General features: G+C 58.0%; 32 protein-coding genes. 28 read left to right on the top strand and 4 right to left on the bottom strand.

Annotated features, from left to right (window positions below):
• Positions 1-191, bottom strand: a 191-nt coding sequence (locus DW133_RS10165) for a hypothetical protein (RefSeq protein ID WP_233542092.1), incomplete at its 3' end; no start/stop codon positions are given.
• On the opposite strand from DW133_RS10165, the gene rpsJ reads away from it, so the two are divergent.
• From rpsJ to rplQ, 28 genes are all read left to right on the top strand, one after another.
• Positions 192-512, top strand: coding sequence for a 30S ribosomal protein S10 (gene rpsJ, locus DW133_RS03205; protein ID WP_118275168.1), 321 nt, complete (start codon positions 192-194; stop codon positions 510-512).
• A gap of 195 nt (positions 513-707) precedes the next feature.
• The gene (gene rplC / locus DW133_RS03200; protein WP_118275166.1) at positions 708-1,352 is read left to right on the top strand and encodes a 50S ribosomal protein L3; all 645 of its coding nucleotides are present in this window, start codon (positions 708-710) and stop codon (positions 1,350-1,352) included.
• Positions 1,353-1,366: 14 nt separating this feature from the next.
• Entirely contained in the window at positions 1,367-1,987 is a 621-nt protein-coding gene (gene rplD, locus DW133_RS03195; RefSeq protein ID WP_118275164.1) for a 50S ribosomal protein L4, read from the top strand.
• Positions 1,984-2,286, top strand: a complete 303-nt coding sequence (gene rplW / locus DW133_RS03190) for a 50S ribosomal protein L23 (RefSeq protein WP_118275162.1) — start codon at positions 1,984-1,986, stop codon at positions 2,284-2,286. The genes rplD and rplW overlap by 4 nt, the downstream gene beginning before the upstream one ends.
• Entirely contained in the window at positions 2,286-3,113 is an 828-nt protein-coding gene (gene rplB, locus DW133_RS03185) for a 50S ribosomal protein L2 (RefSeq protein ID WP_118275160.1), read from the top strand. The genes rplW and rplB overlap by 1 nt, the downstream gene beginning before the upstream one ends.
• A 12-nt stretch (positions 3,114-3,125) precedes the next feature.
• Complete coding sequence (rpsS, locus tag DW133_RS03180; protein ID WP_118275158.1) at positions 3,126-3,404, top strand: 30S ribosomal protein S19; 279 nt, start codon at positions 3,126-3,128, stop codon at positions 3,402-3,404.
• Between the two features lie 4 nt (positions 3,405-3,408).
• On the top strand, positions 3,409-3,741 hold the full coding sequence (gene rplV, locus DW133_RS03175; RefSeq protein ID WP_118275156.1) for a 50S ribosomal protein L22: 333 nt from the start codon (positions 3,409-3,411) through the stop codon (positions 3,739-3,741).
• 10 nt (positions 3,742-3,751) lie between these two features.
• Complete coding sequence (gene rpsC / locus DW133_RS03170; protein WP_118275155.1) at positions 3,752-4,525, top strand: 30S ribosomal protein S3; 774 nt, start codon at positions 3,752-3,754, stop codon at positions 4,523-4,525.
• A gap of 2 nt (positions 4,526-4,527) precedes the next feature.
• Entirely contained in the window at positions 4,528-4,944 is a 417-nt protein-coding gene (rplP, locus tag DW133_RS03165; protein WP_118275153.1) for a 50S ribosomal protein L16, read from the top strand.
• 10 nt (positions 4,945-4,954) lie between these two features.
• Complete coding sequence (rpmC, locus tag DW133_RS03160; RefSeq protein WP_118275151.1) at positions 4,955-5,149, top strand: 50S ribosomal protein L29; 195 nt, start codon at positions 4,955-4,957, stop codon at positions 5,147-5,149.
• Positions 5,146-5,418 carry a 30S ribosomal protein S17 gene (rpsQ, locus tag DW133_RS03155; RefSeq protein WP_118275149.1) on the top strand — a complete coding sequence of 91 codons (273 nt, stop codon included), beginning with the start codon at positions 5,146-5,148 and terminating at the stop codon, positions 5,416-5,418. Before rpmC ends, rpsQ begins: the two co-directional genes overlap by 4 nt.
• A gap of 267 nt (positions 5,419-5,685) precedes the next feature.
• Positions 5,686-6,054: a 50S ribosomal protein L14 gene (gene rplN, locus DW133_RS03150; protein WP_118275147.1), complete on the top strand. Its 369-nt coding sequence runs from the start codon at positions 5,686-5,688 to the stop codon at positions 6,052-6,054.
• Between the two features lie 13 nt (positions 6,055-6,067).
• Positions 6,068-6,388, top strand: coding sequence for a 50S ribosomal protein L24 (gene rplX / locus DW133_RS03145; protein ID WP_118275145.1), 321 nt, complete (start codon positions 6,068-6,070; stop codon positions 6,386-6,388).
• Between the two features lie 14 nt (positions 6,389-6,402).
• Positions 6,403-6,942, top strand: coding sequence for a 50S ribosomal protein L5 (gene rplE, locus DW133_RS03140; RefSeq protein WP_118275143.1), 540 nt, complete (start codon positions 6,403-6,405; stop codon positions 6,940-6,942).
• Between the two features lie 16 nt (positions 6,943-6,958).
• The gene (gene rpsN, locus DW133_RS03135; RefSeq protein WP_118275141.1) at positions 6,959-7,264 is read left to right on the top strand and encodes a 30S ribosomal protein S14; all 306 of its coding nucleotides are present in this window, start codon (positions 6,959-6,961) and stop codon (positions 7,262-7,264) included.
• 18 nt (positions 7,265-7,282) lie between these two features.
• On the top strand, positions 7,283-7,678 hold the full coding sequence (gene rpsH, locus DW133_RS03130) for a 30S ribosomal protein S8 (protein ID WP_118275139.1): 396 nt from the start codon (positions 7,283-7,285) through the stop codon (positions 7,676-7,678).
• A gap of 17 nt (positions 7,679-7,695) precedes the next feature.
• Entirely contained in the window at positions 7,696-8,229 is a 534-nt protein-coding gene (gene rplF / locus DW133_RS03125; RefSeq protein WP_118275137.1) for a 50S ribosomal protein L6, read from the top strand.
• A 16-nt stretch (positions 8,230-8,245) separates the two neighbouring features.
• Entirely contained in the window at positions 8,246-8,605 is a 360-nt protein-coding gene (gene rplR, locus DW133_RS03120; RefSeq protein ID WP_118275135.1) for a 50S ribosomal protein L18, read from the top strand.
• A 15-nt stretch (positions 8,606-8,620) separates the two neighbouring features.
• Entirely contained in the window at positions 8,621-9,139 is a 519-nt protein-coding gene (gene rpsE, locus DW133_RS03115; protein WP_118275133.1) for a 30S ribosomal protein S5, read from the top strand.
• Between the two features lie 23 nt (positions 9,140-9,162).
• Positions 9,163-9,348, top strand: a complete 186-nt coding sequence (gene rpmD, locus DW133_RS03110; RefSeq protein ID WP_118275131.1) for a 50S ribosomal protein L30 — start codon at positions 9,163-9,165, stop codon at positions 9,346-9,348.
• Positions 9,349-9,365: 17 nt separating this feature from the next.
• Positions 9,366-9,803 carry a 50S ribosomal protein L15 gene (gene rplO / locus DW133_RS03105; protein ID WP_118275129.1) on the top strand — a complete coding sequence of 146 codons (438 nt, stop codon included), beginning with the start codon at positions 9,366-9,368 and terminating at the stop codon, positions 9,801-9,803.
• Between the two features lie 42 nt (positions 9,804-9,845).
• Positions 9,846-11,171 (top strand): preprotein translocase subunit SecY, encoded by a 1,326-nt coding sequence (secY, locus tag DW133_RS03100; protein WP_118275127.1) that lies wholly within the window; start codon positions 9,846-9,848, stop codon positions 11,169-11,171.
• A gap of 300 nt (positions 11,172-11,471) precedes the next feature.
• Positions 11,472-11,585 carry a 50S ribosomal protein L36 gene (gene rpmJ, locus DW133_RS03095; RefSeq protein ID WP_118275125.1) on the top strand — a complete coding sequence of 38 codons (114 nt, stop codon included), beginning with the start codon at positions 11,472-11,474 and terminating at the stop codon, positions 11,583-11,585.
• Positions 11,586-11,600: 15 nt separating this feature from the next.
• The gene (rpsM, locus tag DW133_RS03090; protein WP_118275123.1) at positions 11,601-11,966 is read left to right on the top strand and encodes a 30S ribosomal protein S13; all 366 of its coding nucleotides are present in this window, start codon (positions 11,601-11,603) and stop codon (positions 11,964-11,966) included.
• An 18-nt stretch (positions 11,967-11,984) separates the two neighbouring features.
• The gene (rpsK, locus tag DW133_RS03085; RefSeq protein ID WP_118275121.1) at positions 11,985-12,383 is read left to right on the top strand and encodes a 30S ribosomal protein S11; all 399 of its coding nucleotides are present in this window, start codon (positions 11,985-11,987) and stop codon (positions 12,381-12,383) included.
• Between the two features lie 102 nt (positions 12,384-12,485).
• On the top strand, positions 12,486-13,112 hold the full coding sequence (rpsD, locus tag DW133_RS03080) for a 30S ribosomal protein S4 (RefSeq protein WP_118275119.1): 627 nt from the start codon (positions 12,486-12,488) through the stop codon (positions 13,110-13,112).
• A gap of 323 nt (positions 13,113-13,435) precedes the next feature.
• A complete protein-coding gene (rpoA, locus tag DW133_RS03075) occupies positions 13,436-14,425 on the top strand; it encodes a DNA-directed RNA polymerase subunit alpha (protein ID WP_118275117.1) in 990 nt (329 codons plus the stop codon).
• Between the two features lie 169 nt (positions 14,426-14,594).
• Positions 14,595-14,993 carry a 50S ribosomal protein L17 gene (gene rplQ / locus DW133_RS03070; RefSeq protein WP_118275115.1) on the top strand — a complete coding sequence of 133 codons (399 nt, stop codon included), beginning with the start codon at positions 14,595-14,597 and terminating at the stop codon, positions 14,991-14,993.
• 97 nt (positions 14,994-15,090) lie between these two features.
• On the opposite strand, the gene galE is transcribed toward rplQ, so the two are convergent.
• The 3 genes from galE to DW133_RS03055 all read right to left on the bottom strand — a co-directional run bounded on the left by galE (position 15,091) and on the right by DW133_RS03055 (position 18,197).
• Positions 15,091-16,101: a UDP-glucose 4-epimerase GalE gene (galE, locus tag DW133_RS03065; RefSeq protein WP_118275113.1), complete on the bottom strand. Its 1,011-nt coding sequence runs from the start codon at positions 16,099-16,101 to the stop codon at positions 15,091-15,093.
• A gap of 166 nt (positions 16,102-16,267) precedes the next feature.
• Complete coding sequence (locus DW133_RS03060; RefSeq protein WP_199588781.1) at positions 16,268-17,218, bottom strand: DUF6282 family protein; 951 nt, start codon at positions 17,216-17,218, stop codon at positions 16,268-16,270.
• 7 nt (positions 17,219-17,225) lie between these two features.
• Positions 17,226-18,197 (bottom strand): DUF362 domain-containing protein, encoded by a 972-nt coding sequence (locus DW133_RS03055; protein WP_118275215.1) that lies wholly within the window; start codon positions 18,195-18,197, stop codon positions 17,226-17,228.
• Positions 18,198-18,286 lie beyond the last annotated feature (89 nt).

Below are 18,286 nucleotides of genomic sequence, written 5' to 3'. Positions count from 1 at the left end.
ATTCGTGAAGGCGGCCACACCGTCGGCGCCGGCGTCGTTGCCAAGATCATCGAATAATTGCCAAAAATTGTTCGAACATACTGAAAGAAAATAAAATTTTTTTCAGTGACCCTTGACAGGGGAAAGGGGGCGTGGTTATACTGCGCCCCCTTAGTTCTTTTATTGTTCTTTTTCTTAGGAAAATCAGACAAATGCAGTCTCAGCGCATCCGCATTCGCCTCAAGGCGTTTGATTACAAGCTGATCGATCAGTCGGCTCTCGAAATCGTCGACACCGCAAAGCGCACCGGCGCTGTTGTTCGCGGTCCCGTTCCGCTTCCCACCCGCATCCAGCGTTTCGACATCCTGCGTTCGCCGCACGTCAACAAGACCAGCCGCGATCAGCTCGAAATTCGCACCCATCAGCGCCTGATGGACATCATCGATCCGACCGACAAGACCGTTGACGCTCTGATGAAGCTCGACCTGCCGGCTGGCGTTGACGTCAAGATCAAGGTCAACAACAAGCAGTAATTGCACAAGTTTTTCTCGTTTGTGTTCCGAAGGAAGCCCGAAGAACACAAGCGAATATGCGTCACTTCTGGCCTTCGAGGCGCTCGATCGGCGTTACGAAGCGAAGATAACTTCGAAATTCGAACCTCCCGTCGTGAAGTGATTTCTTTAAAAGTACGGTCCCGTCCAATCGTAGACGGGGTGGAGTAAAAATAAATGAGTGAAAAGCTCGGCTTAGTCGGCCGTAAGATCGGCATGACGCGCATCTTTGAAGAGGACGGTAAGTCCGTTCCCGTGACGGTGCTCGACGTGTCCGGCAACCGTGTTGCCTGCGTCAAGACGGTTGAATCCGACGGCTACAACGCTGTTCAAGTCGCGTTCGGCTCGAAGAAGCCCTCGCGCGTCAACAAGGCACTCGCCGGCCAGTTTGCTAAGGCTGGCATCGAAGCAGCTGCCACGTTGAAAGAGTTCCATATCGACGAAGACAAGGTTGCCGAATTCAAGCCCGGCACCGTGCTCAGCGCCGACATGTTCACGGCCGGCCAGAAGGTCGACGTGACCGGCACCACCATCGGTAAGGGTTTCGCAGGCGCCATCAAGCGTCACCACTTCTCCTCGAACCGCGCCAGCCACGGTAACTCCGTGACGACCCGCGCTCCCGGTTCCATCGGTAATCGCCAGGACCCGGGCCGCGTGTTCCCCGGCAAGCGCATGGCTGGTCACCTCGGTGCAGCCCAGCGCACCACGCAGAATCTCGTGGTTGCCCGTGTCGATGCTGAACGTGGTCTTCTGCTCGTTCGCGGTGCCGTTCCCGGCTCCAAGGGCGGTGAAGTCATTGTGCGTCCCGCCGTGAAGGCCTAATCCAGGAGCGATCAATGGAACTGAATGTAATCAATGAACTCGGTCAGGAAGCGGGCAAAGCCGCTGCCTCTGACGCCGTGTTCGGCCGCGAATACAACGAAGCTCTGGTGCACCAGCTCGTGGTTGCCTACCAGGCTAACGCCCGTCAGGGTACGCGCGCTCAGCTCAGCCGTGAGTTCGTGCGCCACACGACCCGTAAGCCCTGGAACCAGAAGGGTACCGGTCGCGCCCGCTCGGGTATGTCCTCCTCGCCGCTGTGGCGTGGTGGTGGCCGTGCTTTCCCGAACACGCCCAACGAAAACTTCAGCCACAAGATGAACAAGAAGGCTTATCGTGCTGCCATGGCTTCGATCCTTTCGAAGCTCGCCGCCGACGGCCGCCTCGTTGTGGTTGATTCGATCAGCGCCGAATCCCCGAAGACGAAGGAATTCGCCGCCAAGCTCAAGACGCTTGGTCTTGATCACGTGATGATCATCACCGAGTCGGTCGACGACAACCTCTATCTGGCCAGCCGCAACCTCAAGAACGTTCTCGTGGTTGAGCCGCGCTACGCCGACCCGCTCTCCCTGATCTACTACAACAAGATCGTTGTCACGAAGGCTGCGGTCGCCAAGCTCGAGGAGATGCTCGGATGAAACAAGAACGTTTGTTGAAGGTCCTCGTCGGTCCGGTTATCTCCGAAAAGAGCACCCGACTCGAAGAATACAAGGACAAGCAGTACGCTTTCGTCGTCACCCCGTGTGCGACGAAGCCGGAAGTGAAGGCTGCCGTCGAACTGTGCTTCAAGGTGCAGGTTGAAAGCGTGCAGATTCTGACCACCAAGGGCAAGCAGAAGCGCTTTGGCCGCGGTATGGGCAAGCGCAGCGATGTTCGCAAGGCTTATGTCCGTCTCAAGGAAGGTCAGAGCATCAACTTCGTGCAGGAGGTTAAGTAATGGCTCTCGTCAAACTCAAGCCGACGTCCCCCGGCCGCCGTCATGCGGTCAAAGTGGTGACTCCGGGCCTGCACAAGGGCAAGCCCTTCGCAGCTCTGCTGGAAAAGAAGAATCGCGGTTCCGGCCGCAACAACAACGGTCACATTACGTGCCGTCACAAGGGTGGTGGCTCCAAGCGTCACTATCGCGTTATCGACTTCCTGCGTAACAAGGACGGCGTTCCCGCCCGCGTTGAACGCATCGAATACGATCCGAACCGTTCCGCTCACATCGCGCTCGTGCTGTATGCCGACGGCGAACGTCGCTACATCATCTGCCCGAAGGGCCTGAACGTCGGTGACACGATCATGAGCGGTCAGGAAGCCCCGATCAAGGTTGGCAACGCTCTGCCGCTGCGCAACATTCCGGTCGGTTCCACCATTCACTGCATCGAAATGCTCCCGGGCAAGGGTGCCCAGCTGGTTCGCTCCGCTGGTGCCTATGCTCAGCTGATCGCCCGTGAAGGTGCTTACGCTCAGGTGCGTATGCGTTCCGGCGAAGTGCGCCGCATCCTCATCGAATGCCGCGCCACGATCGGTACGGTCGGCAACGAAGAAAACAGCCTGCGTGAACTCGGCAAGGCCGGTGCCACCCGTTGGCGCGGCATCCGCCCGACCGTTCGCGGTAAGGTGATGAACCCGGTTGATCACCCGCATGGTGGTGGTGAAGGCCGCACCGGTACCGGTCGCGCTCCTGTCACGCCGTGGGGCCAGCTCACCAAGGGCTATCGTACCCGCAACTCCAAGCGCACGGATTCCATGATCATCCAGCGCCGTTACGACAAATAAGGGGGCCAGTAAATGTCTCGTTCGTTAAAGAAAGGGCCGTTTGTTGACGGTTCCCTGCTCAAGAAGGTTGAAGCCGCTCAGGCCGGTCGCGACAAGCGCCCGATCAAGACCTGGTCGCGTCGCTCCACCATTCTTCCTGAGTTCATCGGTCTGACGATCGCCGTTCACAACGGCCGTCAGCACGTTCCGGTGTACATCAATGAAAACATGGTCGGCCACAAGCTCGGTGAGTTTGCGCTGACTCGCACCTTCCACGGCCACGCTGCCGACAGCAAGAAGGTCAAGGGGTAATCAAATGGAAACTACTGCAATCGTTCGCGGCGTTCGCCTTTCGGCTCAGAAGGGCCGTTTGGTGGCCGACCTGGTTCGCGGTAAGCCCGTGGACAAGGCCCTCAACATCCTGCGCTTCACGCAGAAGCGCGCTGCCGGCATCATCCTCAAGGCGCTCGAATCCGCGATCGCCAACGCCGAACACAACGACGGCGCTGACGTGGATGAACTGTTCGTTAAGAAGATCTACGTGGAAAAGGCCACGACGCTGCGCCGCTTTGGTGCTCGCGCCAAGGGTCGCGGTACGCGTATCGGCAAGCAGACGGCTCACATCTTCGTGACCGTCGGCGACAAGTAAAAGGTGAACCATGGGTCAGAAAATTAATCCTACCGGCTTCCGCCTTCCCGTTACGCGCAACTGGACGTCGCGCTGGTATGCGGTCGGCCGTAACTTTTCCCGCACGCTCGGCGAAGACCTCCGCGTCCGTGCTTTCCTTCGTGAAAAGCTGAAGAACGCCAGCGTCTCGCGCATTCTGATCGAACGTCCGGCCAACAATGCTCGCATCACGATCTTCTCGGCTCGTCCCGGTGTCGTGATCGGCAAGCAGGGTGCTGACATCGAAATGCTCAAGGCAGAAGTTCAGAAGATGGTCGGTGTGCCCGTGCACATCAACATCGAAGAAATCCGCCGTCCGGATCTCGACGCTCAGCTTATCGCTGACAACATCTGCCAGCAGCTCGAAAAGCGCGTGATGTTCCGCCGCGCCATGAAGCGCTCCATGCAGAACGCCATGCGTCTGGGTGCTCAGGGCATTAAGATCATGAGCTCTGGTCGTTTGAACGGTGCCGAAATCGCCCGTACCGAATGGTACCGCGAAGGCCGCGTGCCTCTTCACACGCTGCGTGCCGACATCGACTACGCAGTTGCCGAAGCCAACACGACCTACGGCGTGATCGGCGTTAAGGTTTGGGTTTACAAGGGTGACAATCTCGGTCGCGAAGACGTGGTCGAAGCTGCCGCTCCCGCCGAACGCGAAGATCGTCGTCGTCCGGCTCGTCGCCAGCGCCGTGACGGCGAAGGCGCAGCCCGCCGTCCGCGTCGTGCACCCGCTGCCGCCGCTGACAAGAAAGACGGAGAATAACGATGCTGCAACCGAATCGTACTAAGTACCGCAAGGACCAGAAGGGCCGTAACTACGGCCTCGCTCAGCGCGGCGCTAACGTGAGCTTTGGCGAATTCGGCCTCAAGGTGGTCGAACGCGGCCGCCTGACGGCCCGCCAGATCGAAGCTGCGCGTCGTGCTCTTACCCGCCACATCAAGCGCGGCGGCCGTGTATGGATCCGTGTCTTCCCGGACAAGCCCATTTCCAGCAAGCCCGCTGAAGTGCGTATGGGTAACGGTAAGGGTAATCCGGAATACTGGGTTGCTCTCGTTCAGCCCGGTCGCGTGATCTATGAAATGGACGGCGTCGATGAACAGCTCGCCCGCGAAGCTTTCGCTCTCGCGGCTGCCAAGCTGCCTCTGAAGACGAAGTTCGTTGTCCGCCAGATCGGCATGTAAGGAGACGGACATGAAGGCAAAAGACTTGCGCGCCATGGATGAGGCCGCGCTCAACAAGGAGCTCAACGACCTTCTCACCACGCACTTCAAGCTGCGCGTTCAGAAGGCTACGCAACAACTCCAGAACACGAACCAGCTGCGCGCCACGCGTCGCGACATCGCCCGCGTGCGCACGGTTCTCGCTCAGAAGGCGGCTGCGAAATGACGAATACTGAAACTGCAAAGCTCACCCGCACCCTCACCGGTACGGTGACGAGCGACAAGATGGACAAGACCGTGACCGTTCTGGTCGAACGTCGTGTCAAGCACCCCCTCTACGGCAAGTACGTCGTTGAAAGCAAGAAGTATCATGCTCACGACGAAGCCAATGAGTGCGGTGTCGGTGACAAGGTCGAAATCGCGGAAACCCGTCCGCTTTCCAAGACGAAGTCCTGGAAGGTGACCCGTATCCTCGAGAAGGCCGTGATCATCTAAGTCTTTAAAAAGACTTGAAAAGATACTTGCAAGTTTTACGCGTTATGCGTATACTTGCGAACTCGCGCAAATGCCGGACCTTTCGGGGTACGGCATTTGCGTTGATATCTGCGGACTGTGTGCCGTTGATTTCTGCCCGGCTTAAGGGGAAAGAGCTTCTTTCCAGCCAGCTGGTTTTTCTTTGGAAATCAACGAGTTGCAGTCTTTCTCCCTGACGGGACCAATACTATCCGCATTGAGCGGAATAAGTTGGATATATAAACAACCATGATTCAGATGCAATCCAGACTGGACGTCGCCGATAACACCGGTGCTCGTTCAGTGATGTGTTTTAAGGTGTTGGGCGGCTCCAAGCGCCGCTATGCAAACATCGGCGACGTCGTGAAGGTGACGGTGAAAGAAGCCGCTCCTCGCGGTCGTGTTAAGAAGGGCGAAATCTACAACGCCGTCGTGGTCCGCACCGCCAAGGGTGTGCGCCGCGCCGACGGTTCTTTGATTCGCTTCGACGGCAATGCCGTCGTTCTGCTTAACTCCAAGCTCGAGCCCGTGGGCACTCGTATCTTCGGACCGGTCACGCGCGAACTGCGTACCGAAAAGTTCATGAAGATCGTCTCCCTGGCTCCTGAAGTTATTTAAGGAGGCCGATAAGATGCAGCGCATCCGTAAAGGTGACGAAGTTATCGTCATCACCGGCAAGGATAAGGGCAAGAAGGGTATCGTTTCTGCCCGTATCGATGACCGCCGTATCACCGTCGAAGGTGTCAATGTTGCCCGCAAGGCTGTTCGTCCCAACCCGATGACCGGCGCTGAAGGCGGCATTCAGGACAAGACCCTTCCGATCGATCAGTCCAATGTCATGCTCTTTAACCCTGCCACCGGCAAGGGTGACCGCGTCGGCTTCAAGGAAGTTGACGGCAAGAAGGTTCGCGTGTTCAAGAGCAACGGTGCCGTGGTCGGCGCCAAGGCCTAAGGAGCAACGACAAAATGTCTCGTTTCCAGACTCTTTATCATGAAACCATCGTGCCCGAACTGATCAAGAAGTTCGGCTACAAGACGGTCATGCAGGTTCCTCGCATCACCAAGATCACCCTCAACATGGGTGTCGGTGAAGCCGTCAACGACAAGAAGCTCGTCGACAACGCTGTCGGCGATCTCACCAAGATTGCCGGCCAGAAGCCTGCCATCACCCGCACCCGCAAGGCTATCGCGAACTTCAAGATCCGCGAAAACATGCCCATCGGCTGCATGGTGACCCTGCGCGGCGAACGCATGTACGACTTCCTCGATCGCCTCGTGACGATCGCTTTCCCGCGCGTCCGCGACTTCCGCGGCGTGTCCGGTCGTGCTTTCGATGGCCGTGGCAACTACAACATCGGCCTGCGTGAACAGATCATCTTCCCGGAAATTGAGTACGACAAGATCGATGCTGTGCGCGGTTTGAACATTTCCATCACGACGACGGCGAAGACCGACGAAGAAGCCAAGGCTCTTCTGGCTGGTTTCCGCTTCCCGTTCCGCAACTGAGATAGGTGCAAGGAAAATGGCAAAGTTATCTCTGATTAACCGTGAACTTAAGCGCGAAGCTACCGTTGCTAAGTTTGCAGCCAAGCGCGCCGAACTCAAGGCGATTATCAACGACGCTACCCGCTCCATGGAAGAACGTATGGACGCTCGTCTCGCGCTGCAGGCTCTGCCGCGCAATGCAAGCCCCGTGCGTCTGCGCAACCGTTGCGGCCTGACCGGCCGTCCGCGCGGCACCTTCCGTAAGTTTGGCCTCGCTCGCGGCATGATCCGTGACGCGGCCATGCGTGGTGACATTCCCGGCCTCATCAAGGCCAGCTGGTAAGAGCGAGGAGATTACTAAATGAGTATGAGTGATCCGATCGCCGATATGCTGACCCGTATCCGTAACGGTCAGATCGTCGACAAGACCGAAGTCGTGATGCCGAGCTCCAAGCTCAAGGTTGCTATCGCGCAGGTTCTCAAGGACGAAGGCTACATTGACGGCTTTAATGTTGTGACCGTTGATGGCAAGGCCCAGTTGCATATCGGTTTGAAGTACTACGCCGGCCGTCCGGTTATCGAACGCATCGAACGCGTTTCGCGCCCCGGCCTGCGCATCTATAAGAACCACGAGTCCATCCCGCAGGTCATGAATGGCCTCGGCATCGCGATCGTTTCCACCCCGAAGGGTGTGATGACCGATCGCAAGGCTCGCGCTGCCGGCATCGGCGGTGAAGTTCTCTGCTACGTCGCTTAATTTGGGAGGTTTTCAATATGTCTCGTATTGGCAAGCATCCCGTTGAGCTCGCCCAGGGCGTGAGCGCCACGCTCGCCGACGGCTTCATCACCGTCAAGGGCCCGAAGGGTGAAGTGCGTATGCACGTTCTTCCCAAGATTGCTATCGAACAGGACGGCAACGTTCTTTCGTTCAAGCAGCTTGAAGAAACCCGTGAATCCAACGCTAACGTCGGCACGATGCGTGCTCTCGTGGCGGACATGAACAAGGGTGTGTCCGTGGGCTTTGAAAAGAAGCTCACTCTGGTTGGCGTGGGCTACCGAGCTCAGGCTCAGGGCGACAAGCTGAACCTCCAGCTCGGCTTCTCTCACCCGGTCGTGCACCAGATGCCCGCAGGCGTGACCTGCGAAACGCCCACCCCGACGGAAATCGTCATCAAGGGCGCTGACAAGCAGAAGGTCGGCCAGACCGCCGCAGTCGTGCGCAGCTACCGCGCTCCCGAACCCTACAAGGGCAAGGGCATCCGCTATGCTGACGAACACGTCATCATCAAGGAAACCAAGAAGAAGTAAAGCGGGGTTCTGAGAAATGATTAACAAAAAGGAAAACCGCCTGCGCCGTGCCGGTGCGACCCGCGCCCGCATCAAGCTGCAGAAGGTGAATCGTCTTACGGTGCACCGCACCAACCTGCACATCTACGCCAGCATCATTTCCGCTTCCGGCGACCGCGTTCTCGTGAGCGCCTCCACGGCTGAAGCTGAAGTTCGCGCCATGGTCAATGGCAACGGCGGCAACATCGCCGCTGCCAAGATCGTCGGCACCCGTCTGGCTGAGAAGGCGAAGGCTGCCGGTATCGAAACCTGCGCTTTCGACCGTTCCGGTTATCGTTACCACGGCCGCGTTGCCGCGCTGGCCGAGGCCGCGCGCGAAGCCGGCCTCAAGTTCTAATAGGAATCGAGGCTTATGGCTAAGGTTGACAAGAAGAACGCCGTCGAAGAGATCGATGACGGCATTCGCGAAAAGATGATCGCGGTGAACCGCGTCACCAAGGTTGTTAAGGGCGGCCGCATTCTTGCTTTCGCTGCTCTGACCGTTGCCGGCGACGGCAAGGGTTCCGTGGGTATGGGCACCGGCAAGAGCCGTGAAGTCCCGGCTTCCGTGAGCAAGGCTATGGAACGCGCCCGCAAGAGCATGAAGAAGGTGCCGCTCAACAACGGCACGATCTTCCACGCTGTTGAAGGCCACCACGGCGCTTCCCGCGTCCTGTTGATGCCCGCCGCCGAAGGCACCGGCGTGATCGCCGGCGGCCCGATGCGTGCCGTGATGGATGCCGTCGGCATCCGCAACGTGCTTGCTAAGGCATACGGCTCGACCAATCCCTACAACATGGTCCGCGCTACGCTCAATGCGCTTGCGAACCTGCACTCGCCCGAAGATATTGCTGCCAAGCGCGGCAAGACGGTCGAAGAGCTCACGGCGTAATGCGTCTCGGAGGATATTGAGAAATGTCTGAAACGAAGAAGACCGTCAAGGTCACGCTCGTCAAGAGCCCGATCGGCACCGGTGCCAAGCACCGTGCAACGCTTCTGGGTCTCGGTCTGAAGAAGCTTCATCAGACCCGCGAGCTCGAGGATACGCCCGCCGTGCGCGGTATGATCACCAAGGTCGCATTCCTTGTGCGCGTCGAATGATCTGAGGTAACAGTCAAATGCGTTTGAATACCATTAAGCCCAATGAGGGCGCCAAGAGCCAGGCACACCGCGTCGGTCGCGGCGTGGGCTCCGGCTGGGGCAAGACCGCCGGCCGTGGCCACAAGGGTCAGAAGTCCCGTGCCGGCGGCTTCCACAAGGTCGGCTTCGAAGGCGGCCAGATGCCCCTGCATCGTCGTCTGCCGAAGCGCGGTTTCACTTCGCTCACCCGCCGCTACATCGAAGTGGTGCGTCTGAACGAACTGCAGGCCATGCCGGTTGACGAAATCGACTTGGCTGCTCTGAAGTCCGCTAACGTTGTTTCGATCCTCGCACAGGGTGCGCGCGTGATCCTCTCGGGTGAAATCACCCGTGCGGTTACCGTTCGCGGCCTGGGCGTGACCAAGGGTGCCAAGGCCGCTATCGAAGCTGCCGGCGGCTCCGTGGTTGAAGCCTAATTCGAACCGAAACTAACAACGCTTTAAGGTAAGGACACAGACGTGGCGAATAGCCCCAGCACAAAACCGACGGGGTGGGCGAAGTACGGCGACCTTAAGGGCCGCCTGATCTTCCTGTTGCTCGCTCTTGTCGTTTACCGTATCGGCGCTCACGTGCCGGTTCCCGGTATCGATCCCGACATGCTGCGCCAGCTCTTCAATGAGCAGCAAGGCGGCATCCTCGGGCTGTTCAACATGTTCTCCGGTGGCGCTTTATCGCGCTTCTCGGTGTTCGCGCTCGGCATCATGCCCTACATTTCTGCATCGATTATCATGCAGATGCTGTCGTACGTGCTGCCGAGCCTTGAAGCTTTGCGTAAAGAAGGCGAGCAGGGCCGCCGCAAGATCACCCAGTACACGCGCTACGGCACGTTGGCGCTGGGCTTCTTCCAGGCGGTCGGCATCGCAGTCGCTCTGGAAACGCAAGCCGGGCTTGTCATCAATCCTGGCATGATGTTCCGCTTTACCTGCGCCGTGAGCTTGGTGACGGGTACGATGTTCCTGATGTGGCTCGGTGAACAGATCACCGAACGCGGTCTGGGCAACGGTATCTCGATCATCATCTTCGCCGGTATCGTGGCAGGTCTGCCGAGCGCCGCAAGCGGTTTGTTCCAGCTTGTGAGCACCGGCGCCATCTCCCCGCTCGCTGCGATCTTCGTGATCGCCGTCGTTGTGGTCGTGACGGCCTTCGTGGTCTTCATCGAACGCGGCCAGCGCCGCATCACGGTGAACTACGCTCGCCGCCAGATCGGCAACCGAATCTACGGCGGCCAGGCTTCCTACCTGCCGCTCAAGATGAACATGTCGGGTGTTATTCCCCCGATCTTTGCTTCGTCTCTGATTCTGTTCCCGGCTACGCTCGCGGGTTGGTTCACGACGGGCGACTCCACTCGTTGGATTCGCGATCTGGCAGCGGCTCTGAGCCCCGGCCAGCCGCTCTACACTCTTCTTTATGCTGCTTTGATCATCTTCTTTGCTTTCTTCTACACGGCATTGGTTTTCAATCCGAAGGAAACTGCAGAGAATCTGAAAAAGAGTGGTGCGTTTGTTCCGGGCATTCGTCCGGGCGAACAGACTTCCCGCTACATCGACAAGGTGCTCGTGCGCCTGACGTTGGGCGGTGCAGCCTACCTGACATTTGTTTGCTTGGTTCCGGAATTCCTGAACCTTCGCTTTAACGTCCCGTTCTACTTCGGCGGTACCTCGCTGTTGATCGTGGTCGTTGTGACGATGGACTTCATGAACCAGGTCCAGGCCTACATGATGTCTCACCAGTATGAGAACTTGCTCAAGAAGACCAACTTCAAGGGCTTCGGCTCCGGTCTCTGATCGGATGCCTTTTAAAACCAAGGTGCCACCCGCGCCTCTGACCGGAGGGCTTCAAGCGGGAAACCTGAAAAAAAATTAAGTCGCAAAATTTAAATGCCGTCTGCAGCAGATGTTGTAGACGGCGCGACCGAGAGTCCCAAACTTCGGGGGTGCAGACCAGTCACTACACTGAGTCCTGCGGCAAGCCCCCGAGTTTGTGACTTGTTTTTTTGGGAAAAACAAGTAAAATCATGCGTCTTTCCCCTGTGTTGGCACCAACTAAGTATGCCCGCCGATTCCCGGACGGGCTGGAGATTAAGAATGAAGGTTAACGCTTCAGTCAAGAAAATGTGCCGCAAGTGCAAGATCATCAAGCGCAAGGGTATTGTGCGAGTGATCTGCGAAGACCCGCGTCACAAGCAGCGTCAAGGCTAATTGAGGTAAACACAAATGGCTCGTATTGCCGGTATTAACATTCCGCCGCAGCAGCACGCCGTGATCGGTCTGACTGCCATCTATGGCATCGGTCGTTCGCGCTCGATGCAGATTCTGGATGCCTGCGGCATCGAACATTCCAAGAAGGTCAAGGATCTGACCGATGCGGAACTTGAACGCATCCGCGACGCCGTCAGCAAGTACACCGTCGAAGGTGACCTGCGCCGCGAAGTTCAGCTCTCGATCAAGCGTCTGATTGACTTGGGCACGTACCGTGGCTTCCGCCACCGTCGCGGCCTGCCTGTGCGCGGTCAGCGCACCCGCACCAACGCTCGCACCCGCAAGGGCCCGCGTAAGGCCGGCGTTGCTCTCAAGAAGTAATCAGGAGTAAGAATAGTTATGGCACCCAAATCTCAGCAGGCCGCCCGCGGCCGCAAGAAGGTGAAGAAGGTTGTGACCGAAGGCATCGCCCACGTGCATGCTTCCTTCAACAACACGATCATCACCATTACCGACCGTCAGGGTAATGCCGTCGCCGCCAGCTCCGCCGGCGCTCAGGGCTTCAAGGGCTCCCGCAAGAGCACTCCCTTTGCCGCTCAGGTTGCTGCCGAACACGCTGGCAAGATTGCCCAGGAATTCGGTCTGAAGAACGTTGAAGTGCGCATCATGGGCCCCGGCCCCGGTCGCGAATCCTCCGTTCGTGCTCTCAATGCCCTCGGCATTCGTGTCACGAGCATCCAGGACGTCACTCCGGTTCCGCACAACGGTGTTCGCCCGTCCAAGCGCCGTCGCGTTTAATTCAACAAAATTTTTTAATTCGTATCCTGCGTTTGCGTGATCTATCGTTAAACGCAAACTGAATGCGGTCTACGCCGCAGGATAGAAGAGGTAACAAATAAAATGGCACGATATCTCGGTCCCAAGTTGAAGCTCTCGCGCCGCGAGGGTTCCGACCTCAATCTGAAGAGCGCCCGCCGTTCCTTTGACTCCAAGGTCAAGAGCGCAGAGGTGAAGCCCGGCCAGCACGGCAAGACCTCCGGCCAGCGCCTTTCGGACTACGGTACGCAGCTGCGTGAAAAGCAGAAGATGAAGCGTACCTACGGCGTTCTCGAACGCCAGTTCCGCCGCTACTACGCAGAAGCAAGCCGCCGCACCGGCAACACCGGCGAAATCCTGTTTGCTCTGCTGGAAAGCCGCCTCGACAACGTTGTTTACCGCATGGGCTTCGGCTCTACGCGTGCTGAAGCTCGTCAGCTCGTGAGCCACTGCGCCATTCTCGTTAACGGCAAGAAGTGCAATATCCCGTCCTACTCCGTGAAGGCCGGTGATGTGATCTCCGTTCGCGAGTCCGCCAAGAAGCAGGTTCGTATTATCGAAGCTCTCGAACTCGCCGGCCAGAACGGTTTCCCGGGCTGGGTGAGCGTTGATGCCAAGAAGATGGAAGGTACGTTCAAGAACGCACCGGCCCGCGACGAAATCGCTCCGGACATCAACGAAGCTCTCGTTATCGAACACTACTCGCGTTAATCCGGTTGCTGAATTCGGTTTGGCCCCGCTCTGTAGTGAGGGTCGAGGTCAAACCGGGTACACAGGGAAAAGAAGCGCTCGGGCACGGTTTTCGTGCTTCGGGCGCCAATGCTTTTCAAGGGGTTTGATAAAATCAAAACTCGCGAACCTCTTGAAAAGCATTGCTGAAGTCTCGGCAGTGCTCCTTTTGTGCGTCCCTGTTGTTTCGGGCGGCCCCTGAAACAACGATGTGCTTTCTCGCGCGTTCACGGGACTTTCTTGAAAGTAACCGTCAGCCTTATCGGTGTAACGAGCCGAGGGTATTGAATAGGAATCTTTACACAATGGCCAATACTGCGCTCCTGAAGCCGACCACGGTCGAAGCCGTCGTCGACGAACAGAATCCCAACCTTGCCGTCATCACGCTCGAGCCGTTTGAACGCGGCTACGGCCACACGCTCGGCAACGCCCTTCGCCGCATTCTTCTGTCCTCCATGGTCGGCTACGCTCCGACCGAAGCTCAGATCGTGGGCGTCGTGCACGAATACTCCCAGATTGACGGCGTCATCGAAGACGTTGTGGACATCCTCCTGAACCTCAAGGGAGTCGTCTTCAAGCTCGAAGGCGGCCGTGAAGATGTCATGCTGCGCCTACAGAAGTCCGGCATGGGTCCCGTGACTGCCGGCGACTTCGATCTGCCGCACGACGTGACCGTTCTCAACCCCGACCACGTGATTGCCAACCTCTCCGGTGGCAAGCTCGACTTGCAGGTTCGCGTTGAAACCGGCCGCGGCTACCAGCCGGGTGACGTTCGCGCCTTCCGCGACGACTACTCCAAGCAGACCATCGGTCGCATCATCATGGACGCCAGCTTCTCGCCGGTCCGCCGTGTGGCTTACTCCGTGTCTGCCGCTCGCGTGGCTCAGCGCACCGACCTCGACAAGCTCGAGATGACCATCGAAACCAACGGCGTGATCAGCCCGGAAGATGCACTGCGCAACGCTGTGCACATTCTGCAGGATCAGCTTTCCGTGTTCGGTGCCATCAAGACCAACATCGAAGTTGATCAGCAGCCGCAGGAAGAAACCCCGCCGCCGCTCGATCCGATTCTGATGCGTCCGGTTGACGACCTCGAACTCACGGTTCGCAGCGCCAACTGCCTGAAGGCCGAAAACGTGTACTACATCGGCGATCTGATTCAGCGCACCGAAAACGAACTGCTCAAGACCCCGAATCTGGGCCGCAAGTCCTTGAACGAAATCAAGGAAGTTCTTGCTTCCCACGGTCTGACGCTCGGTATGCGTCTGGAAAACTGGCCGCCTGCCAACCTCTAATTTTTTTTTCATTGCCCGCATTGCGCAGGAAGGAAAATTTCCTGTAAAATGCGGGCCTTACGTTTTTTCAACTTAAACCCGCCCGCCTTTGCCACGGCAAGGGATCGAAGAGCCGGGGGAGCGATTCCGGATTCCGGGTTCGCTCAATAGACTCAATAAGGAATTCAAAATGCGCCATCGTTCTGGTCTGCGTAAACTCAATCGCACGAGCGCCCACCGCCTCGCCATGCTCCGTAACATGATGAATTCGCTGCTCGAGCACGAAGCCATCAAGACCACCGTGCCGAAGGCTAAGGAACTGCGCCGCGTCGTCGAACCGATGATCACGCTTGCCAAGGTTGACACCGTTGCCAACCGTCGTCTGGCTTTCAACCGCTTGCGTAACCGCGCCATCGTGACCAAGCTCTTTGAAGTGCTCGGCCCGCGCTTTGCCAACCGCAACGGCGGCTACACCCGCATTCTCAAGATGGGTTTCCGCGTTGGTGACAATGCTCCCATGGCTTACATGGAACTCACCGAACGTGCTGAAGCCGTCGAAGAAGTTAAGGAAGAAAAGGCCGCTGAATAATCGGTTTCTTGCTTGAACTTTCCCCCGGTGCCTTTGGCGCCGGGCAAAAAAGAACCGCTGTCGGAATTGCTCCTTCAGCGGTTTTTTCGTGGTCGGCTTATTTTGCTTGGGTGTGCATCCGCTCGAATTTCCAGCTGCTCGAGCACATCTCCGCGATGCCGTACTGCGCCTTCCATCCCAGTAGCTTTTCGGCCTTGTCCGGACAGCACCAGTTGGCGGCAATGTCTCCGGCGCGCCGCTGCAGCACCTTGTAGGGCAGTTTCTTGCCGCAAGCCTTTTCAAAAGCTGCAATCACTTCCAGTACGCTCGAGCCGCGTCCGGTACCCAGATTGATAGCCTCCCAACCGGCGTGGTTTTCGGCGTAGGTGAGCGCATCCACGTGACCTCGGGCAAGGTCCACCACATGAATGTAGTCGCGCACACCCGTGCCGTCGGGCGTTGGGTAGTCGTCGCCGAATACGCGTACGTATTCGAGCTTGCCAGAGGCAACACGTGCTACATAGGGTAGTAGATTGTTGGGTATCCCATTGGGATCCTCTCCGATTAGGCCTGAATCGTGTGCGCCGATCGGATTGAAGTAGCGCAAACACACGGCGGCAAACTCGGGCTGCGCCTCGCACAGGTCTCGCAGGATCTCTTCGATCATGAGCTTGGTGCGACCATAGGGATTCGTGGGCGTTCCCGTCGGCATGTCTTCGGTGAGCGGCAGCGACACAGGTGTGCCGTAGACGGTCGAAGAGCTCGAGAAGATAAGCTTGTTGACGCCGCACTCCTTCATGGCCTGCAGCAGCGTCACCGTACCCGCGATGTTATTGTCGTAGTAGAGAAGCGGTTTTTCGACCGATTCGCCGACGGCCTTGAGCCCCGCAAAGTGGATCACGGCATCGATTTCGTAGGCCTTGAGCGTTTCCACGAGCTTTGCCCCATCGCGGATGTCACCTTCCACAAATGCAGGACGCGCGCCGGTGATCGTTTCGATGGCGTCGACCACTTCGGGCTTGCTGTTGGATAGATTGTCGTAGAGAACCGCCGTATGGCCCGATTCAATCAGACATACGGCCGTATGCGAGCCGATGAAGCCCGTGCCGCCCGTCAAAAGAACTTTCATTCGAAACTTCGACGCCGAAGCTTGTCGCAATGTGCGACAGCCAAAAGCATCGCCTCCATCGTTGTGGAATTAAGAAACTATTCGGGTAGCAAGTATACGGAGGAAATGCCTGCCTCTTGCAAAACGGCCGCCGTGGGGCCGTTTTGCGTGGGCGTCGGGGTACCGGCTATTTTTCAAGGCCGATCAAGTAGGCCGGGGTGTCACTCAGCATAGATTTCAGACAAGCCGCGCTGAATCCCGCCTTGAGCAATTCATTGCGGGCCTGGCGCATGCCTGCCACGGGGCGGGGCATGCCGACCTGACCCAGGTCGGTGGTGATGAAGGTGCGCTCCGGTGCAACACGCAGGATTTCGGTTGCTTCCTGCAGGCTTTGACGCGGGTACGTCGGCATGGCCGAATCCTCACCCCAGAAGCGGCCCAGATAGCAGAATTCGATCCAGGCGCCGAGCGAGGCTGCCCGTTCGAGCTGCGCGGGCGACATCTTCCAGATGAGCGCGTTGGGGTGCGTGATGATGCACTTTTTGAATCCCATGTCGTGTGCGGCCTGAGCCATCAGAAGCGACTCTGTCGGGGAACTGTGGCCGGTGGCAAAGGCAACGTCGGCTTGCGCGCATAGTTCCATGATGTGCAGCGTCTCTGGGAGCAGCTTGCCGTTGCCGTCGGAGACGCGAATGAACGGTGTGTTTTGCTTGAAGGTTCGGACGGCGTATTCGGCATCAAGCGTCGGCATCCACACGGTGCGGCAGAGGTTTCCGGTGGTGGCAAGCGCCTTTTCGACGGCATAGGTGTTGAGCGTGGCGCCGGTGGCGCGGTTTAACACGATCGAGCCGAAGAGTTCGATACCGGGGACAGCCTGACGCAGCAGATAGGCGCGGTCGTGACAGGAAAAGTCGTTGGATTTGAAAAGAACGGCGCGATAACCTGCGGCTTTAGCTTCCTGAGCCATGTCGTATTCCGACAGACTTCTGGCTTTGGAGTCGGGCGCCGCATGCAGATGAATATCGCAAACGCCAGCAAGGTCGGATCGTGGAGCGGATGCACCAGCAGGTTTGACTGCGGTTATTCCAGAAGCGGCGTAGGCGGCAGTGGCAGCTGCGAGAAATTGTCTTCTGTCCATGATTTCTTTACAGATTGATTCGGGTGTAGCGACGTCCTTTGACGCCGAGCTTTTCAAGGTACTCGAGCTGCAGAAAGCCGCGTTCGATCTTGACGTCTTCGGGATAGGCGTCGTATTGCGCGGGAGTGAGCCCGTAGATAAGGTCAAGCGCCGCCTGGTCGGCTGCGGCCATGCTGAGGGAGCCCACGATGCCGAGCGTGCCGGTTCGCACCGATGCGCCCTTTAACGGGGTGATCTTCATTTTCGAGAGCACGTTGATGTAAAGGAGTTTTCCTTTCATCGCTTCGTCAATGCCTTTGGCAGCGTCTGCCAAACGCCGGAAAAAGCCCGCGTTCTTTCTGAAGCCCTCTCCATGCACTGCGGTTTTGCCGAAGGCGCCGGCAAGACCGATGCCCACGTTTTTCATGGCGCCCGAATAGCCCGCAAAGCTCGGGATCTTGAAATTGGCGGCAACGACTACGGCACCGTATTCGTCCAGAAGCGCCTTTGAGACGGACACTTCCTTTAGTTCCGCGCCCAAGTGAATCGGTACCATGCGATAGGCGCCGTCTCGGTCGAGAATGTCGATCTGTTCGCGGGGAACGCCTTGTGAGGCGATCGCATCCAGATTACCCTGCGTGTTGCCTCGCCCGGAGGTGTAGGTTGAGGCCCAATTGCCTTCAACGTAGAAGCTTCCGGGCAGATTCGCCTGCAGCGCCTGCCACAGTGCGCGGTTGACGTGCACCTCGTCGCCGTGCAGCTTGATGCCGATGCGTCCTTTGACGGATGTAAGGCCCGCTTCGGCTCTCAACCTTTCAAAAACGGCAACAAAGTTTTCCGCGGTGACGTTTTTGGCGTAGTAGACGCGGGGTAAAGCAGGTTCGGCCGCGCGGATGGAGGAAAGGGGCAGAAACTGTGCGGCGATTGCGCCCGAATAGAGCGCAAACTGTCGGCGGGTGAGCCCGGTACCCGGCGTTTGACGAGAGCGTTCATTCTTCATCTTGCAGCCTTTTCCGACAATGTGATTGAGTGTTTGCAAAAAGCGTAGCGGCAGAGCACGCCCGCTGTCCAATGCCGAATCGTTACGCG

This window comes from Sutterella sp. AM11-39, from assembly GCF_003472385.1.
In the GTDB taxonomy this organism is placed as follows: Bacteria; Pseudomonadota; Gammaproteobacteria; order Burkholderiales; family Burkholderiaceae_F; genus Duodenibacillus; species Duodenibacillus intestinigallinarum.
Note: the sequence above shows the minus strand (reverse complement) of the source record. Positions and strands in the feature narration are given on the sequence as shown.

What these genes read in the sequence shown, in the direction of transcription:
- DW133_RS03060 (WP_199588781.1), bottom strand. Translation starts at nt 17,218, where the DNA reads ATGGACAGAAGACAATTTCTCGCAGCTGCCACTGCCGCCTACGCCGCT.
- rplF (WP_118275137.1), top strand. Translation starts at nt 7,696, where the DNA reads ATGTCTCGTATTGGCAAGCATCCCGTTGAGCTCGCCCAGGGCGTGAGC.
- rpsM (WP_118275123.1), top strand. Translation starts at nt 11,601, where the DNA reads ATGGCTCGTATTGCCGGTATTAACATTCCGCCGCAGCAGCACGCCGTG.
- rpsN (WP_118275141.1), top strand. Translation starts at nt 6,959, where the DNA reads ATGGCAAAGTTATCTCTGATTAACCGTGAACTTAAGCGCGAAGCTACC.
- rplN (WP_118275147.1), top strand. Translation starts at nt 5,686, where the DNA reads ATGATTCAGATGCAATCCAGACTGGACGTCGCCGATAACACCGGTGCT.
- rplE (WP_118275143.1), top strand. Translation starts at nt 6,403, where the DNA reads ATGTCTCGTTTCCAGACTCTTTATCATGAAACCATCGTGCCCGAACTG.
- DW133_RS03055 (WP_118275215.1), bottom strand. Translation starts at nt 18,197, where the DNA reads ATGAAGAATGAACGCTCTCGTCAAACGCCGGGTACCGGGCTCACCCGC.
- rplB (WP_118275160.1), top strand. Translation starts at nt 2,286, where the DNA reads ATGGCTCTCGTCAAACTCAAGCCGACGTCCCCCGGCCGCCGTCATGCG.
- rpsJ (WP_118275168.1), top strand. Translation starts at nt 192, where the DNA reads ATGCAGTCTCAGCGCATCCGCATTCGCCTCAAGGCGTTTGATTACAAG.
- rplV (WP_118275156.1), top strand. Translation starts at nt 3,409, where the DNA reads ATGGAAACTACTGCAATCGTTCGCGGCGTTCGCCTTTCGGCTCAGAAG.
- rpsE (WP_118275133.1), top strand. Translation starts at nt 8,621, where the DNA reads ATGGCTAAGGTTGACAAGAAGAACGCCGTCGAAGAGATCGATGACGGC.
- rplX (WP_118275145.1), top strand. Translation starts at nt 6,068, where the DNA reads ATGCAGCGCATCCGTAAAGGTGACGAAGTTATCGTCATCACCGGCAAG.
- rpmJ (WP_118275125.1), top strand. Translation starts at nt 11,472, where the DNA reads ATGAAGGTTAACGCTTCAGTCAAGAAAATGTGCCGCAAGTGCAAGATC.
- rplO (WP_118275129.1), top strand. Translation starts at nt 9,366, where the DNA reads ATGCGTTTGAATACCATTAAGCCCAATGAGGGCGCCAAGAGCCAGGCA.
- rplQ (WP_118275115.1), top strand. Translation starts at nt 14,595, where the DNA reads ATGCGCCATCGTTCTGGTCTGCGTAAACTCAATCGCACGAGCGCCCAC.
- rpoA (WP_118275117.1), top strand. Translation starts at nt 13,436, where the DNA reads ATGGCCAATACTGCGCTCCTGAAGCCGACCACGGTCGAAGCCGTCGTC.
- rplD (WP_118275164.1), top strand. Translation starts at nt 1,367, where the DNA reads ATGGAACTGAATGTAATCAATGAACTCGGTCAGGAAGCGGGCAAAGCC.
- rpsK (WP_118275121.1), top strand. Translation starts at nt 11,985, where the DNA reads ATGGCACCCAAATCTCAGCAGGCCGCCCGCGGCCGCAAGAAGGTGAAG.
- rpsQ (WP_118275149.1), top strand. Translation starts at nt 5,146, where the DNA reads ATGACGAATACTGAAACTGCAAAGCTCACCCGCACCCTCACCGGTACG.
- rpsD (WP_118275119.1), top strand. Translation starts at nt 12,486, where the DNA reads ATGGCACGATATCTCGGTCCCAAGTTGAAGCTCTCGCGCCGCGAGGGT.
- rpsH (WP_118275139.1), top strand. Translation starts at nt 7,283, where the DNA reads ATGAGTATGAGTGATCCGATCGCCGATATGCTGACCCGTATCCGTAAC.
- rpsC (WP_118275155.1), top strand. Translation starts at nt 3,752, where the DNA reads ATGGGTCAGAAAATTAATCCTACCGGCTTCCGCCTTCCCGTTACGCGC.
- rpmC (WP_118275151.1), top strand. Translation starts at nt 4,955, where the DNA reads ATGAAGGCAAAAGACTTGCGCGCCATGGATGAGGCCGCGCTCAACAAG.
- rplR (WP_118275135.1), top strand. Translation starts at nt 8,246, where the DNA reads ATGATTAACAAAAAGGAAAACCGCCTGCGCCGTGCCGGTGCGACCCGC.
- galE (WP_118275113.1), bottom strand. Translation starts at nt 16,101, where the DNA reads ATGAAAGTTCTTTTGACGGGCGGCACGGGCTTCATCGGCTCGCATACG.
- rpsS (WP_118275158.1), top strand. Translation starts at nt 3,126, where the DNA reads ATGTCTCGTTCGTTAAAGAAAGGGCCGTTTGTTGACGGTTCCCTGCTC.
- rpmD (WP_118275131.1), top strand. Translation starts at nt 9,163, where the DNA reads ATGTCTGAAACGAAGAAGACCGTCAAGGTCACGCTCGTCAAGAGCCCG.
- rplW (WP_118275162.1), top strand. Translation starts at nt 1,984, where the DNA reads ATGAAACAAGAACGTTTGTTGAAGGTCCTCGTCGGTCCGGTTATCTCC.
- rplC (WP_118275166.1), top strand. Translation starts at nt 708, where the DNA reads ATGAGTGAAAAGCTCGGCTTAGTCGGCCGTAAGATCGGCATGACGCGC.
- rplP (WP_118275153.1), top strand. Translation starts at nt 4,528, where the DNA reads ATGCTGCAACCGAATCGTACTAAGTACCGCAAGGACCAGAAGGGCCGT.